The organism is Fodinibius salipaludis, from assembly GCF_002287075.1.
Taxonomy (GTDB): domain Bacteria; phylum Bacteroidota; class Rhodothermia; order Balneolales; family Balneolaceae; genus Fodinibius; species Fodinibius salipaludis.
In genome coordinates this window covers 162,837-176,822 of the sequence record NZ_NSKE01000006.1, presented here as the reverse complement: position 1 = coordinate 176,822, position 13,986 = coordinate 162,837, and the positions used below count along the sequence as shown (strand labels likewise).

At 43.0% G+C, this 13,986-nt stretch carries 15 protein-coding genes; 5 read left to right on the top strand and 10 right to left on the bottom strand.

Annotated elements, in window-relative coordinates:
• Positions 1–10 precede the first annotated feature (10 nt).
• The 5 genes from CK503_RS09675 to CK503_RS09655 all read left to right on the top strand — a co-directional run bounded on the left by CK503_RS09675 (position 11) and on the right by CK503_RS09655 (position 5,832).
• Complete coding sequence (locus CK503_RS09675) at positions 11–958, top strand: sugar phosphate isomerase/epimerase family protein (RefSeq protein WP_095606608.1); 948 nt, start codon at positions 11–13, stop codon at positions 956–958.
• Positions 959–1,137: 179 nt separating this feature from the next.
• Complete coding sequence (locus CK503_RS09670; protein ID WP_095606714.1) at positions 1,138–2,634, top strand: glycoside 3-dehydrogenase; 1,497 nt, start codon at positions 1,138–1,140, stop codon at positions 2,632–2,634.
• Between the two features lie 21 nt (positions 2,635–2,655).
• Entirely contained in the window at positions 2,656–3,453 is a 798-nt protein-coding gene (locus CK503_RS09665) for a 3-keto-disaccharide hydrolase (protein ID WP_095606607.1), read from the top strand.
• A 47-nt stretch (positions 3,454–3,500) separates the two neighbouring features.
• Entirely contained in the window at positions 3,501–5,213 is a 1,713-nt protein-coding gene (locus CK503_RS09660; protein ID WP_095606606.1) for a GMC family oxidoreductase, read from the top strand.
• 16 nt (positions 5,214–5,229) lie between these two features.
• Positions 5,230–5,832, top strand: coding sequence for a gluconate 2-dehydrogenase subunit 3 family protein (locus CK503_RS09655; RefSeq protein ID WP_095606605.1), 603 nt, complete (start codon positions 5,230–5,232; stop codon positions 5,830–5,832).
• Positions 5,833–5,940: 108 nt separating this feature from the next.
• Here CK503_RS09655 and CK503_RS09650 read toward each other — a convergent pair whose 3' ends face one another.
• The 10 genes from CK503_RS09650 to infC form a co-directional block, all read right to left on the bottom strand.
• The gene (locus CK503_RS09650; RefSeq protein ID WP_095606604.1) at positions 5,941–6,624 is read right to left on the bottom strand and encodes a tetratricopeptide repeat protein; all 684 of its coding nucleotides are present in this window, start codon (positions 6,622–6,624) and stop codon (positions 5,941–5,943) included.
• Between the two features lie 69 nt (positions 6,625–6,693).
• Positions 6,694–7,377, bottom strand: coding sequence for an ABC transporter ATP-binding protein (locus tag CK503_RS09645; protein ID WP_176466277.1), 684 nt, complete (start codon positions 7,375–7,377; stop codon positions 6,694–6,696).
• Positions 7,378–7,386: 9 nt separating this feature from the next.
• Positions 7,387–8,208: a TIGR00282 family metallophosphoesterase gene (locus CK503_RS09640; protein WP_095606603.1), complete on the bottom strand. Its 822-nt coding sequence runs from the start codon at positions 8,206–8,208 to the stop codon at positions 7,387–7,389.
• A gap of 89 nt (positions 8,209–8,297) precedes the next feature.
• On the bottom strand, positions 8,298–8,591 hold the full coding sequence (locus CK503_RS09635) for a cell division protein ZapA (RefSeq protein WP_095606602.1): 294 nt from the start codon (positions 8,589–8,591) through the stop codon (positions 8,298–8,300).
• On the bottom strand, positions 8,588–8,845 hold the full coding sequence (locus tag CK503_RS09630) for a hypothetical protein (RefSeq protein WP_095606601.1): 258 nt from the start codon (positions 8,843–8,845) through the stop codon (positions 8,588–8,590). Before CK503_RS09630 ends, CK503_RS09635 begins: the two co-directional genes overlap by 4 nt.
• A gap of 9 nt (positions 8,846–8,854) precedes the next feature.
• Positions 8,855–11,263, bottom strand: a complete 2,409-nt coding sequence (pheT, locus tag CK503_RS09625) for a phenylalanine--tRNA ligase subunit beta (protein WP_095606600.1) — start codon at positions 11,261–11,263, stop codon at positions 8,855–8,857.
• Between the two features lie 113 nt (positions 11,264–11,376).
• Positions 11,377–12,387, bottom strand: coding sequence for a phenylalanine--tRNA ligase subunit alpha (pheS, locus tag CK503_RS09620; protein ID WP_095606599.1), 1,011 nt, complete (start codon positions 12,385–12,387; stop codon positions 11,377–11,379).
• Positions 12,388–12,581: 194 nt separating this feature from the next.
• On the bottom strand, positions 12,582–12,929 hold the full coding sequence (gene rplT, locus CK503_RS09615) for a 50S ribosomal protein L20 (protein WP_095606598.1): 348 nt from the start codon (positions 12,927–12,929) through the stop codon (positions 12,582–12,584).
• Positions 12,930–12,963: 34 nt separating this feature from the next.
• Positions 12,964–13,161: a 50S ribosomal protein L35 gene (gene rpmI / locus CK503_RS09610; RefSeq protein WP_095606597.1), complete on the bottom strand. Its 198-nt coding sequence runs from the start codon at positions 13,159–13,161 to the stop codon at positions 12,964–12,966.
• A gap of 233 nt (positions 13,162–13,394) precedes the next feature.
• Positions 13,395–13,958 (bottom strand): translation initiation factor IF-3, encoded by a 564-nt coding sequence (infC, locus tag CK503_RS09605; protein ID WP_095606596.1) that lies wholly within the window; start codon positions 13,956–13,958, stop codon positions 13,395–13,397.
• Between the last annotated feature and the right edge of the window lie 28 nt (positions 13,959–13,986).

Sequence of the window (13,986 nt, the reverse complement as noted above, 5' to 3'; positions counted from 1 at the left end):
AGGGGATAACATGAATAGGTTACAATTTCTAAAATATTGCAGTTTTGCATCAGCATCGGTTGGTATTCCGGGGTTGGTGCATTCGATTTATGAAACTACAGCTGAAACTGATCTATTCTTTAATATTTCGCTGGCCGAGTGGAGCCTGCATCGTACACTGAGAGCTGGGAAAATAGATCACTTGGAATTTCCTGTCGTGGCTAAAAAGGAGTTTGGAATTAGTGCGGTGGAGTATGTAAACCAGTTTTTTGCCGATAAGGCTGAGGATATCTCATATCTTAATGAGATGAACTCCCGCTGTTCTGATTTGGGGGTTGATCAGTTATTGATAATGGTTGACGGTGAGGGGGATCTTGCCGGTACCAACAAAAAGGAGCGCCGAAGTGCGGTTGAAAAACATTACAAATGGGTTAGGGCGGCACAACATCTTGGGTGTCATTCTATCCGCGTGAACCTCTTTGGGGACGGAAACCGTGCTGACCAAAAACGAGCTGCCGTCGATAGCTTGGGACGATTATCCGAATTTGCGAAAGACTTTGATATTAATATTCTCGTGGAAAATCACGGCGGATATTCCTCTGATGGGAAATGGCTGGTTGATGTGATGAGAGAGGTTGGAATGAAAAACTGTGGTACGCTTCCTGACTTTGGTAATTTTTGTATCCAGAGAAAAGATGGAAAGGGAGGGGATGCCCCGTGCATTGAAGAGTACAATCGATACAATGGGGTTAAGGAAATGGTGCCTTTTGCCAAGGCAGTTAGTGCCAAAAGTTATGATTTTGATGAGACGGGACGAGAGACTACCATCAATTTTATGAAGATGGGCCGAATTATCCGCGATGCTGATTACACTGCACATTTTGGTATTGAATATGAGGGCAGTAAACTCAGTGAGTTCGAGGGCATTAAAGCGACAAAAGACTTATTAGTGAAAGTTGGTAAAAAACTCTCTCAGTAATTTTCTGTTCAGTTATTTATCTGTGATAAAATTATTTTTCAAGACTTATTATTAATTGAATCTTGCGGCAATATTTTTTAAGTACTGATCCCCCCCCGGATATATTATTCCAAAATTGAGGACCTATCAGTAGATAGGTGATGGGAAAATTCAATGATAAGACAATTTATTTATTACTTATGGATCAGAATAATAATGATCATTCGGGAAATAACGGTATTTCAAGGCAAGATTTCTTAAAAACATCCGGTACTTTAGCTGCCGGGTTTACTATTTTACCCAGTTCAATTGTTTCGGGAATAGGAGGTAAAGCACCCAGCGATAAACTCAATATTGCCGGTATTGGCGTTGGCGGAATTGGAAGGGGTAATCTTAATAGTATGAGCAGCGAAAATATCGTAGCTCTGTGTGATGTAGATTGGGATTATGCGGCCAATACCTTTAATGATTTTCCGGATGCACAGAAATTTAAAGACTTCCGCCGCATGTTTGATGACATGGGGGATGATATTGATGCTGTTGTGGTTGCTACTCCGGATCATACGCACTATGTGGCTGCGGCAGAGGCTATGCGGCGTGGCAAGCACGTTTTTGTGCAGAAGCCGTTGACACATTCTGTATACGAGTCTCGTAAACTGACTGAGATAGCTCGCGAAACTGGTGTTGTTACTCAAATGGGAAATCAGGGCAATTCAGCCGACGGCATCCGAAAAATCTGTGAGTGGATTTGGAACGGAGAAATTGGGGAGGTTGAAGAGGTTCATGCATGGACTAACCGTCCCATTTGGCCGCAAGGACTGGAGCGGCCAACAGAGACACCCTCGACTCCTCCAACTTTGGATTGGGATTTGTTTGTGGGACCCGCACCGTGGCGACCCTATCATCCATCGTATACGCCCTGGAACTGGCGTGCTTGGTGGGATTATGGAACAGGTGCCTTGGGTGATATGGGATGTCACATTATTGATCCGGTATTTAAGGCATTGCAGTTAGGAGCTCCCGGAACAATTGAGGGCAGCTCTACGCAGATCAATACTGAGAGCGCCCCACGGGCCGAAAAAGTAATCTATCAATTCCCGCGTCGGCCAGGGAAAGGTAATATCGAGATGCCCCCGGTTGAATTTACTTGGTATGATGGTGGACTGATGCCTGAACGTCCCGATGGTATTCCTGATGGTAAAACAATGGGCGATAATGGGGGCGGAGCTATGTTTGTCGGCTCCAAAGGAACGCTTATTTGCAGCACCTATGCATTGGACCCCTACATAATTGGACGTGAAAATGATCCTCCCAAAGTTTCAAAACAGTTTCGGCGTATCCCCGATGCAATGGAGGGCGGCCATGAAATGGACTGGGTTCGTGCATGTAAGGAACCAGAGGGTGACAGGACGATGCCGAGTTCAAATTTTGAATACGCAGGGCCGCTTACAGAAGTTGTTTTAATGGGGAACTTGGCCGTGCGATTGCAGGACCTAAAACGTACATTGCAATGGGATGGTGAAAATATGGAAATTACCAATATCGGCAAGGATGATGAAATTAGCGTGGTAAGCAGTGATCAGTTTGAAGTCGTAGATGGAGATCCCAAGTTTGAAACTTCCTATGACACGATAAATGCTCAAGAAGCGGCAAGGAGTTATATCAAACGTTCGTATCGCAAAGGATGGAATTATTAACTTTAAATTAAAAATATTGTCATGACAACGAATAAACTGTTAATAGTTATAATTGGATTGGGACTATTGTTAAGCAGTTGCCAATCTTCAGAAGAAGAAAATGATCAGATGAGTCAAGAAAATGAAAAAGAAGCGGCGGTTAATACCTTGACAGAAGCAGAAAAGGAAGATGGTTGGCAGCTGTTATTTGATGGAGAAAATCCAGGTGAGCAGTGGCGCGGATATTGTAAGGAAGCTTTCCCCGATAGTGGATGGACGGTAGAGAATAATGCATTAAAGGTGATCGGATCTGGAGCTGGTGAAGCCGGTGGTGGTGGGGATATCATCACCAAGAAAAAATATAGTGCCTTTGAGCTAAAGCTCGAGTGGAAGGTTGAAAAGGGAGGAAACAGTGGTATCCTCTATCTGGCCGAAGAACAATGCGGTGAAAATGGCGAACCTATCTGGAAGTCAGCCCCAGAAATGCAGATCTTGGATAACGAAAATCATCCTGATGCCCGACTTGGCGAAGATGGAAATCGTAAGGCGGGTGCGCTTTATGATATGATGCCTGCTGATCCGCAAAACACTAAGCCGCACGGCAAATGGAACGAAGCGCGAATCTTGGTGTACCAGGGAACGGTTGTTCACTTCCAGAATGGAGAGCAGATACTGGAATATCATCTATGGACTGATGACTGGAAAGAAATGGTAGAAAACAGTAAGTTCGCCGATTATGAAGGATTTGCTGATGTAGCCAAAGAGGGATATATAGGCTTGCAGGATCACGGTAATGATGTCTGGTTTCGAAATATTAAAATTAAGGAGATGGAGAATTGAACATCCAACTCTTTCCCAAAATAACCTTTTGATTTAGAATTATTTTTATGCAGATCATTGAAAGCCAAGAGAAGTATGACGTTTGTATCGTTGGATCGGGAGCCGGTGGTGGGATGGCTGCCCATGAGCTTACAAAGGCCGGAGCAAATGTTTTGATGTTGGAGGCCGGTGGATGGTTCGACTCGGAAGACTTTGCGATGTTTACATGGCCTTACGAGTCTCCCAGACGTGGTGCCGGCACTGAGCGTCAACCCTTCGGTGAATTCGATGCCTGCTTTGGCGGGTGGAATATTGATGGTGAACCGTATACGACAACCGAAAATACGAACTTCGACTGGTTTCGCGGGCGCATGCTGGGCGGTCGAACGAATCATTGGGGACGTATATCACTGCGTTTTGGTCCGGATGATTTTCGGGTGAGAAGTAAGGATGGCCTTGGACATGATTGGCCCATAAGTTATCAAGATATCAAGCCCTATTATGATCGTGTTGATCGGCTAATTGGCGTGTTCGGAACCAATGAGGGTATACCTAATGAGCCGGGGGGCATTTATATGGATCCCCCGGAACCACGTTGTTACGAGCATTTGATAAAAGGTGCCTGCGATGATATGGGTATTCCGGCTATCCCATCTCGACTTTCGATAATAACGGAACCTCATAATGGCCGGGCTGCCTGTCACTACTGTGGACAGTGCAATCGAAGTTGTTCGACGCATTCCAATTTTTCTAGTCCTTCTGTGTTGTTACCACCGGCCCTCGAAACCGGCAATCTGGAGATTATTAACAACGCGATGGTACGCGAAGTAACCTATAGCGATGGAAAAGCAACGGGAGTCTCTTACGTTAATAAAGAAAATGGCAAAGAATACAAGGTAAAATCACGGGTTGTGGTACTTGCTGCCAGTGCCTGCGAGTCGGCCCGACTGTTATTGAATTCAAAATCTTCGGACTTTCCCAACGGGCTGGCAAACTCGAGTGGAATAGTTGGCAAATATCTGATGGATTCGACCGGGACATCGGTTGCGGGGATAATTCCCGATTTGATGGATATGCCGGCCCACAATGAGGATGGCACAGGAGGAGCTCATTTGTATATCCCTTGGTGGAAAGATAACAGCGATCTGGATTTTGCGCGCGGTTATCACGTAGAATTGTGGGGAGGACGTGGGATGCCCAGCTATGGATTTATGGGAGGTATCCAAAATTATAATGATCTTTTACAGGATCGTCCCAGAGGTGGCGGTGGATATGGCAAACAGCTCAAAGAGGATTATCGGCGATACTATGGTTCTGTTGTGGGATTTTCCGGTCGAGGAGAGAGTATTGCCTATGAAGATAATTACTGCGAAATTGATCCCAATGTTGTTGATGAATGGGGTATACCTGTCCTTCGCTTTAATTATGAATGGGGAGATCATGAGTATAAACAAGTGAAGCATATGCAAGAGACGTTTCGTAATATTATTGATGAGATGGGCGGTGAGCCACTGGGCGATATGCCATCGAAAGAGGAGGGGTATGGGATCACTAATCCGGGGCAGATTATACACGAAGTCGGTACTACGAGAATGGGGAATGATCCTGATCGTTCGGTGCTCAACAAATATTGCCAAGCCCACGATGTTGATAATTTGTTTGTAGCGGATGGTGGTTCTTTTGTGTCACAGCCCCATAAAAATCCTACGTGGACCATTCTGGCTCTTTCGATGAGAACCTCAGATTATATTGCAGATCAAATGAATAAAGGAAATTTATAAAACCAACTAATGAATAATGGATAGACGAGAACTCTTAAAAACGCTTTCGCTGGGAACGTTGGCCGCCGGTTTTGCTATGACAGGGTGTAAAATTAGTCCCGAGGAGACGGCCAAGGAACATAAGTTTTGGAAACACGTAACTGAGGAAGATCTGGAAAAATGGGAAACGCAATTTTTTACTGATCACGAGTTCGAAACTGTACGACAGTTAGCCAACATGGTAATTCCTGCTGATGAGCATTCCGGTAATGCCGAGGATGCGGGAGTTCCTGAATTTATTGACTTTATGATGCTCGATCGTCCTGAAAACCAAACGCCTATGCGTGGAGGACTCAGTTGGTTAGATGTGCAGTGTCAGAAAATGTTTGAAGATCGTTTCATTAATTGTAGTGATCAGCAGAAGCGAAAAATACTTGATAAGATTGCTTATCCTGATAGTGCAAAGCCCGAAATGCAAGCTGGCGTGAATTTCTTTAATCAATTTCGAGATCTGGTTGCTACCGGATTTTGGTCCAGTAAAATGGGGATTCGGGATATTGGCTATAGGGGTAATCAGCCTTACAATTGGCAGGGATGTTCGGATGAGGCACTTGAACATCTGGATTTAGACCAATCATAGAGCAAGGGGATCCTACTTATAAAAGAAGTAATTTTTTCAAATACAAAAGATAACCAATATTATTGCTGATTGATTACCTTAAAGAATTACAGTGATAAAGATAAAAAATTACTTAGTTGCCAACATACCCAATAGCTGTTGTGCTTCTGTTGCTTGGTCGCTGTCATCATATTCATCGACAATTTTTTGAGCATACTGTTGAGCTTTTTCAGCATTGCCGGCATCGTGAAAAGCGTTGGCAGCTTCCAGATAATTATAGGGCGTTGTAGAATCATTAACATCCCATTCGGCTGCTTTTACATACAGTTTTGCTGCTTTGGCATGGTTACCGAGTTCGGTGTGTATTACAGCATGAAAGGAGAGGGGACCAACGCCCATAATTCCTTCAGGGACCTCATAATTTTCTATATATTTTAAAGCTTCCTGATTATTCCCAAGTTTGAAGGAACTTACTGCCGCATAATATCGGGCAAGGTTTGCAGCATCCGTCATGCCATAATTGTTGATGATCTGTTTAAATCCCACAGTAAAATTGGCGTCAGATCCTGTTAGAGCTTCTTCGTAATTCCCTTGCAGATAGGCCTGTGAAGCCTGTCCCATCAATTCTTGCGCCTCATTTTCTTGGGCTTCGGCATAGTAATAATATCCTACCGATCCACCGATGAGAATAATTGCCGCTATAGCCGCACCGATGACCGTGTTTTTATTTTGGTCATAAAAACTCTGTGCCTTTGAAAAAGTTTCAAGGAGTACGTCTTGTTCTAATTCTTCTTTTACTTGTTTCTTACTCATGGTTTAAACTTGTTGTCTGTTAATTTCAGGAGTAGCTGAAAATATGATTGTTTTCTTTGATAGTAAAATTTAAAGAATTTCCAACTTACCTTTAGAAAGTTGATAGATAGTATCAGATCTGTTGGCAATTTCTTTTTCATGGGTAATGAGGAGAATACTTACTTCCTCAATCTCCCTGAGATTAAAAAGGTAGTCTAAAATCACTGAGGTATTATCTTCATCAAGATTGCCAGTTGGTTCATCGGCAAGTATCAGGTCGGGGCTATTCATCAGCGCCCGGGCCATGGCCACACGTTGCTGCTCGCCGCCTGATAGCTGTGTAGGACGATGTTCGGCCCGATCAGGTATACCGAACTCCTCTAATAGGTAGTTGGCTCTCTGGCCGGCCTTTTCAGGGGTTTTCCCCCGAATAAGGGCAGGCATCATAATGTTTTCAAGAGCTGTAAACTCAGGGAGCAGATGATGAAACTGGAAAACAAATCCTAACTTGTTGTTTCTAAAACTTGCCAGTGATTCCCGGTTCATATCATAAATAGAATCGTTTTTCCATAGCACTGTTCCGGTATTGGGTTTATCAAGTCCACCGAGAATGTGAAGCAACGTACTCTTACCACTTCCGCTGACACCGATCACTGTTGAAATAGATCCCTTCTCGATACTTATAGAGGTATCATCAAGTACGGTTAAGGTACCATTGCCGGACTCTGTTTTATACTGTTTGGTGATATTTTTTCCTTCTAGAATTATCGACATTGGAGGATCTTACTCTTCAAGATTACTTCTATTAAATCCGGGATAGACAATAGGTTCAATATATTCGCATTTGGCCGTTTCGGTATCAACTTTGGCAAGAATAGCACAAAGGTGATTATTACCGTTTGCCAACCGGTAACGATGGGGCGTTGCTAACTTAAACCGATTCATGGATACATTTTTATCCATGCCTAATACCGAGTCAAAAGAGCCGGTCATTCCCACATCACTGATGTAACCGGTTCCCTGTGGAAATATGCGAGCGTCATTGGTGGGGACATGCGTGTGTGTACCTACCATCACCGAAATGTCGCCATCGAGGTGCCAGGCCAGGGCAAGCTTTTCAGCAGTCGCCTCGGCATGAAAATCAATAAAAACGAGATCGGTTTCTTCGTTCAGGCGCTCGATAACCCAGTCGGCTGTATTGAAGGGGCAGTCAATATCCGGCATAAACGTACGTCCCTGCAGATTGAGTACACCGATTTTATGATCGAAATGGGGGATGTCATATATCCCAAAACCGTAACCGGGATTACCTTTGGGATAGTTCATGGGACGCAAAATATTTCCGTCCTCTTTCATGTAATCGAACACTTTCCACTTGGCAAAAGAGTGATTCCCACCGGTAATGACATGCACCCCCAGATCGTAAAGGCGTTTAATAATAGATCGGTTAATACCTTTTCCTTCGTGCGAATTTTCGCCATTGGCGATCACAAAATCAGCATCATATTTGTCAATAAAACCGGGTAGCACTGTTTCAAGTAGACTCAGGCCTGGCTCACCTACAATATCACCAACAAAAAGTATATTTATCAGATTTTTAGACATGCCACAGATAATTAAATCCCAAAATAGCTTTCAAAATGAAGCTGTAAAAGTAAGGAAAATAATGACCTTATCAGAATTGAATTACCGGACTACTCACGAATTTCCTCAATAAAATTTTCAAGAGATTCGTTGACATTTTGGAGTACTTTATCCTCTTGCTGGTTGAGCTCTCGATTGCGTTTACGCTCTTCGAAGAGTTCTTCAGCAATACTAAGAGCAGCAAGGGTCATAATGGTGGTATCGGGCTGCTTGTTGAGTTCCTTTTTATATTGCCGAAATTTATCGTCAACATATCCGGCAATACGTTGCATCGACTCCTCTTCGGATTCTTCAACTTTGAGCGGATACTGTTTGCCAAGTATGGTAATTTTTATCGATTTCATTGATTGTCCTCCAGATGGTTATCAATTTTTGATATTAAACCCAGTACCTGGTGACGAAGGGAAAGCCGCTCGGATTCCGAGATAGCAGAATAGATATCAGTTTGTCCATCCTGAATTTCTTTTAATTTTGACCGCAGATCACTGTTTTCTTTTTTGAGCTCCTTTATTTCATCATTCAGAGATTGTACCTCCTCACGAATCTCATCAAGTAACTCGTGGAACTGCTCCTGATATGGATTTTTATTTGATAACACTATTTGGAATTATTGTCGGAGTTTTGCTGAATACTTATTTTCAAGCACCTTTAGAACTTTATTAATTATAGGTTCTACATCCTTGATAGTCAATGTCTTTTCTTTATCAAGGAAAGATAGTCTGAATGCGATACTTTTTTTGTTTTCTCCAAGTGATTCTCCCTCGAAAACATCAAAAACGTCCAGTTCTTTGAGTGAATCTCCGGCTGTGTCTTCAATGGTTTTCAACAGGTCACCAGCCTTGATATGGGAATCAACTACAACTCCAAAATCGAAATCAAATGCAGGGTATTTAGATACCGGCTCGTATTGCGTTTCTCCAACTTGTTCGAGAACATGCTGTATTTGTGTTAAGGAGATTTCGGCCACAAAAACAGGTAGTTCGATATCGTAATTTTCTGTGAGATCTGTAGGAACTTCAAAAATTCTTCCAACTTCTTGTTCATCAAATTCATAGTGGAGAACATTTTCATCATCAGCCTCCAAGCTCAAAACATCAAATGTATCAAACTGTTTCAAGAAGTTTTCAACGGGTCCTTTTAAGTCAAAAACGTCGTAGTGCTCCGGATCGGTTTTCCAGTGTTCGATAGTTTTAAATCCGGCCAAACCAAATAAAATATTGGTTTGTTCTTTTATATTCGGATGATAGGTTCCATCATCTGTTTTCTCAAAAACATTACCGACTTCAAAGAAACGTACCTGTTTAACCTTCCGGTTGAAGTTATAGGCCACCGATGACAAAAAACCGTACAACAGGGAAGGACGTAGAGTCGTCATATCCGTAGATATTGGGTTGAGTGTATGAATCATTTCGTCCAGATCACCCAATAACTTAGCATCTTCTTCAGGCATCAATGAATTAGAGTAGATTTCCCGAAACTGCATGCCTTTAGCCGTTTCCTTGGCCTTGCTCAACAACTGCTCCCAGTCGGTTAGCGGTTCGGGAGAGGTGAACTTTCCGTGCTTGGGCGTGGGAATATTATTGTAATCGAACAGGCGTCCCACTTCTTCTATAAGATCCACTTCGCGCTCCAAGTCAGGTCGAAAGGTTGGAATAGAATAAGTAAGTGTATTTTCATCTTTATCAAGCAGTTCAAACTCCAGCCCATGCAATATGTTCTCAATCTTATCAGTACTAAAGTCAGTGCCCAACAGACGGTTAACGTACGATTTTCGAAGGGTAAGTTCTTTAGCTTCTGTCTTTATAGGATGTCGGTCCGTGCAGGCATCTACGACTGTACCACCTGCAATTTCGCCCATTAATTCAGCGGCTCGTTCTGCTGCTATACGCTGTAGTTGAGGATCTACGCCCCGTTCAAACCGATAGGAGGCATCGGATTGTAACATCTGTTCTTTGGCTGTTTTTCGGATGCTCGCGGGATCAAAATAGGCGCTTTCTATCAAAACATTTTGTGTTTTGTCACTTACTTCAGAATCAACGCCGCCCATAACACCGGCAATAGCGACAGGCTCTTCGCCGTCACAAATGAATAGCGTACCCGGTGAACAGTTTCTCTCTACGTGATCAAGCGTTTCAAATGTTATCTCCTTATCAAAATCCTTTACTACAATTTTATTTCCTTTGATTGTATCGGCATCGAAGCCGTGGAGCGGTTGTCCCAGTTCAAACATCACGTAGTTTGTAATATCTACAATGTTATTTACCGGACGAACACCGATAGCTTTAAGACGATTCTGCAGCCAATCGGGTGATTCCTCAACAGTAACATCGGTGACCTGCTTGCCTACATACCGGTGACACTTTTCAGGGGATTCAATCCCAATTTCAATTTCATCCAGCGGCTTGGTCTCTTCAAAATGAGTTGAAAAAGGTTTGTTGAGATCCAGATTTAGTGCGGCTGCCAGATCACGGGCGACGCCCAGGTGACAAGCGGCATCGGGACGATTTGGAGTGAGTTCAATATCGATAATAAAGTCCTCATACAAATCGATTGCTTCATTCATCGGGGTACCGGGCTTCAGACTGTTGTCGAGAACCATAATACCGCTGTGACCCTCACCGAGTCCGAGTTCGTCTTCGGCACAGATCATGCCGTTGGACTTTTCTCCCCGAAGTTTTGCCTTACGGATAGTAAACGGCTCACCATTATCCGTTTCAACCGGCAGGGTAGTATCAACAGTGGCAACCGGTACTTTTTGTCCTTTTGCTACATTATCTGCACCGCAAATGATTTGATTCTTTTCGGCGCCGATATCTACCTGGCAGATCCGGAGACGATCGGCGTTAGGGTGATCGCTGACATCCAGAACTTCACCAACGACAACGCCCTCAAGCTTACTGCCAAAATCTGTTACTTCTTCAACTTCAAGTCCAATGAGTGTAAGTTTTTCAGCCGTTTCTTCCGGTGATAACTCAAGATCAACAAATTCTTTTAACCAGTTGTGAGAAATCTTCATGTAGTTAAAGCTGTTTTTAAAGAAGATGTCATAACGAGTGTGAGCGGGATATCTTTGTTATGGTTAATCATGTAAAGATTCCCCCATTGATCGAGATGACAGTGTAGAGGTTCTTAATGAAATTGTTCCAAAAATCGTACGTCATTATCGTAAAAAATACGGATATCGTCGATCTGATGATGAAGCATAGCAATACGTTCAACCCCCATTCCCCAGGCAAATCCGGTGTATTCTTCAGGATCGATATCCACCGCCTTCAACACGTTGGGATCGACCATCCCTGACCCCAAAATTTCCAGCCACTTTCCGTCACCATCTGAATTAGGTGGATTCCACCAGATATCCATTTCAAGGCTTGGTTCTGTAAAGGGAAAGAATCCCGGTCGTAATCGATATTTTACATCACTTCCAAACATCAGTTTGGCAAAGCTTATAAGAGTTTCTTTGAGCTCAGCGACACTAACATCCGTATCTATATAGAGTGCTTCTACCTGGTGGAATAAAAAGTATGATTTTGGGGATACCGCCTCATTGCGATATACACGGCCCGGCATGATGGAGCGAATTGGAGGTTCTTTTTCCTGCATCAGGCGAATCTGAACAGGAGAGGTGTGTGTGCGTAATACCAAGTCCTGATCATCTTCATTTTTCTCAATAAAAAAGGTGTCTTGTTCATCACGGGCCGGATGGTTCGGCGGAAAGTTCAACGCTGTAAAGTTATGAAAGTCATCCTCAATTTCCGGTCCGTCGGCAATAGAAAATCCAAGCCGGTAGAAAATATTTTTCATCTCTTCCATCGTTTGCGTAAGTGGATGGTATGAGCCTGATGAAAAGGGTGGGGCCGGAAGGGTGATGTCATCCGTTGCGTTTAAGTCGGCCGCTTCTTCACGCTCTAATCGTTTTTCAGCTTCTTTAAACGTTTGTTCGGCAATATTTTTTACCTCATTCATGGCCCGGCCTACTTCGGCTTTCTTTTCATTGGGTACTTCGCTCATCCGCGAAAACATCGATTGCACCTTGCCATTTCGGGATAGAAACTCCAGGCGGAACGATTCAAGCTCTTCTTCGTTCGTTATGCTGTAGTCGGTAACTTCTTGTTTTAATTGTTTTATATCGTCGAGCATAAAAATATTGGTCGAAAATGATTTCAGCTATATATGAAATACGCAATACGCTTTACGCAAAAATAGGGCGCACGACGTATTGCGTAATAATAAGTGGAATCTATTTAATTCGGGGGAACCCTTCAATAGAAATAAAAAAAAACCGATCCTCCCGAAGAAACGAGGGGACCGGCTTTTAAAATCATTGCACGCTATTAGCTTTGAGCTTCTTCAACAATAGCGGTGAATGTCTCCGGATCATTGACGGCAAGATCAGCCAAGACCTTGCGATTGATCTGAATATCTTTTTGTCCTAAGGCTCCCATCAGTCGCGAGTAGGTAGTACCGTTTTGACGGGCAGCAGCATTAATGCGTGTGATCCAGAGTTTTCTGAATTCACGTTTGCGGACTTTACGATCGCGATACTGATACAGCATCCCTTTTTCGATCGTGTTCTTCGCAAACTTATAAACATTCTTTCGCTTGCCCCAGTAACCTTTCGCCTGTTTTAAAATCTTACGGCGACGGCGACGGGAAGCCACCTTATTTCTTGATCGTGGCATTTTGTCTAATGTTTAAGAGTTAGTATTAAATTAATTAGCTATAGGGAAGCATTTGTTCGACATCCTTTTTCTGAGTTTCGTTAACCTCAGTAAATTTGCCGAGCTTACGCTTCTTTCTGCTTTTTTTCTTTGTGAGGAGATGACCCTTTCCGGCCTTTTTACGCATATACTTACCGGAACCGGTTTTCTTAAAGCGCTTTTTAGCCCCACTATGTGATTTCATTTTTGGCATAACTAAATACCTTTTTAACTTTCTTAGAATTATGGCTTGGAAGATAAGTAATTAAGGGTACAGATTAAACTCTTAATCCAAAGTTATTCTCGGAATAATCCAGAGCTTCACTCAATTAATACATCTTTATATCTAATATATTAAAAAACCCTGCTGAAGGTGTTCTTCAGCAGGGTGATTCTAAGAAATAATATCTGAATGTAATTATGGTTAGCTCAGATAGTCTGGGCTAACTATGAACCTCCCTTGCCGGTAGGTGCCAACATCATAATCATTCGGCGACCTTCCATATTCGGCTTGGATTCGATCTCACTAACGTCATCTAATTCTTCAGCCAAATCATGAAGTAATTCTTTTCCTTTTTCGGTGTAAAGCATGTCGCGGCCGCGAAACTGAACTGTAGCTTTGACTTTATCTCCACCTTCGAGGAATTCACGAGCATGACGTGTTTTAAATTCCAGGTCATGATCGTCGGTATTAGGTCGGAAGCGAAGCTCTTTAACCTGAACGGTGTGCTGCTTCTTTTTAGCTTCCTTTTCCTTCTTTTTCTTTTTGTACATATACTTACCGAAATCCAGCACTTTGCAAACCGGTGGTTTGGCATTGGGTGCTACTTCGACGAGATCCATACCATATGATTCTGCAATCTCTAATGCACGATCGATGGGTACAACCTCGTGTTCCTTTTCGACATCTTCAGGATGAACAACCCTTACTTTTGATGCACGGATTTCCTCGTTAGCATTTGGACGATCATCGTTGCCACGTGGTCGTCTTCTTCTTGTTCTTCTTGCGATAAGTTACCTCTTATTTTTAATTGAAAAT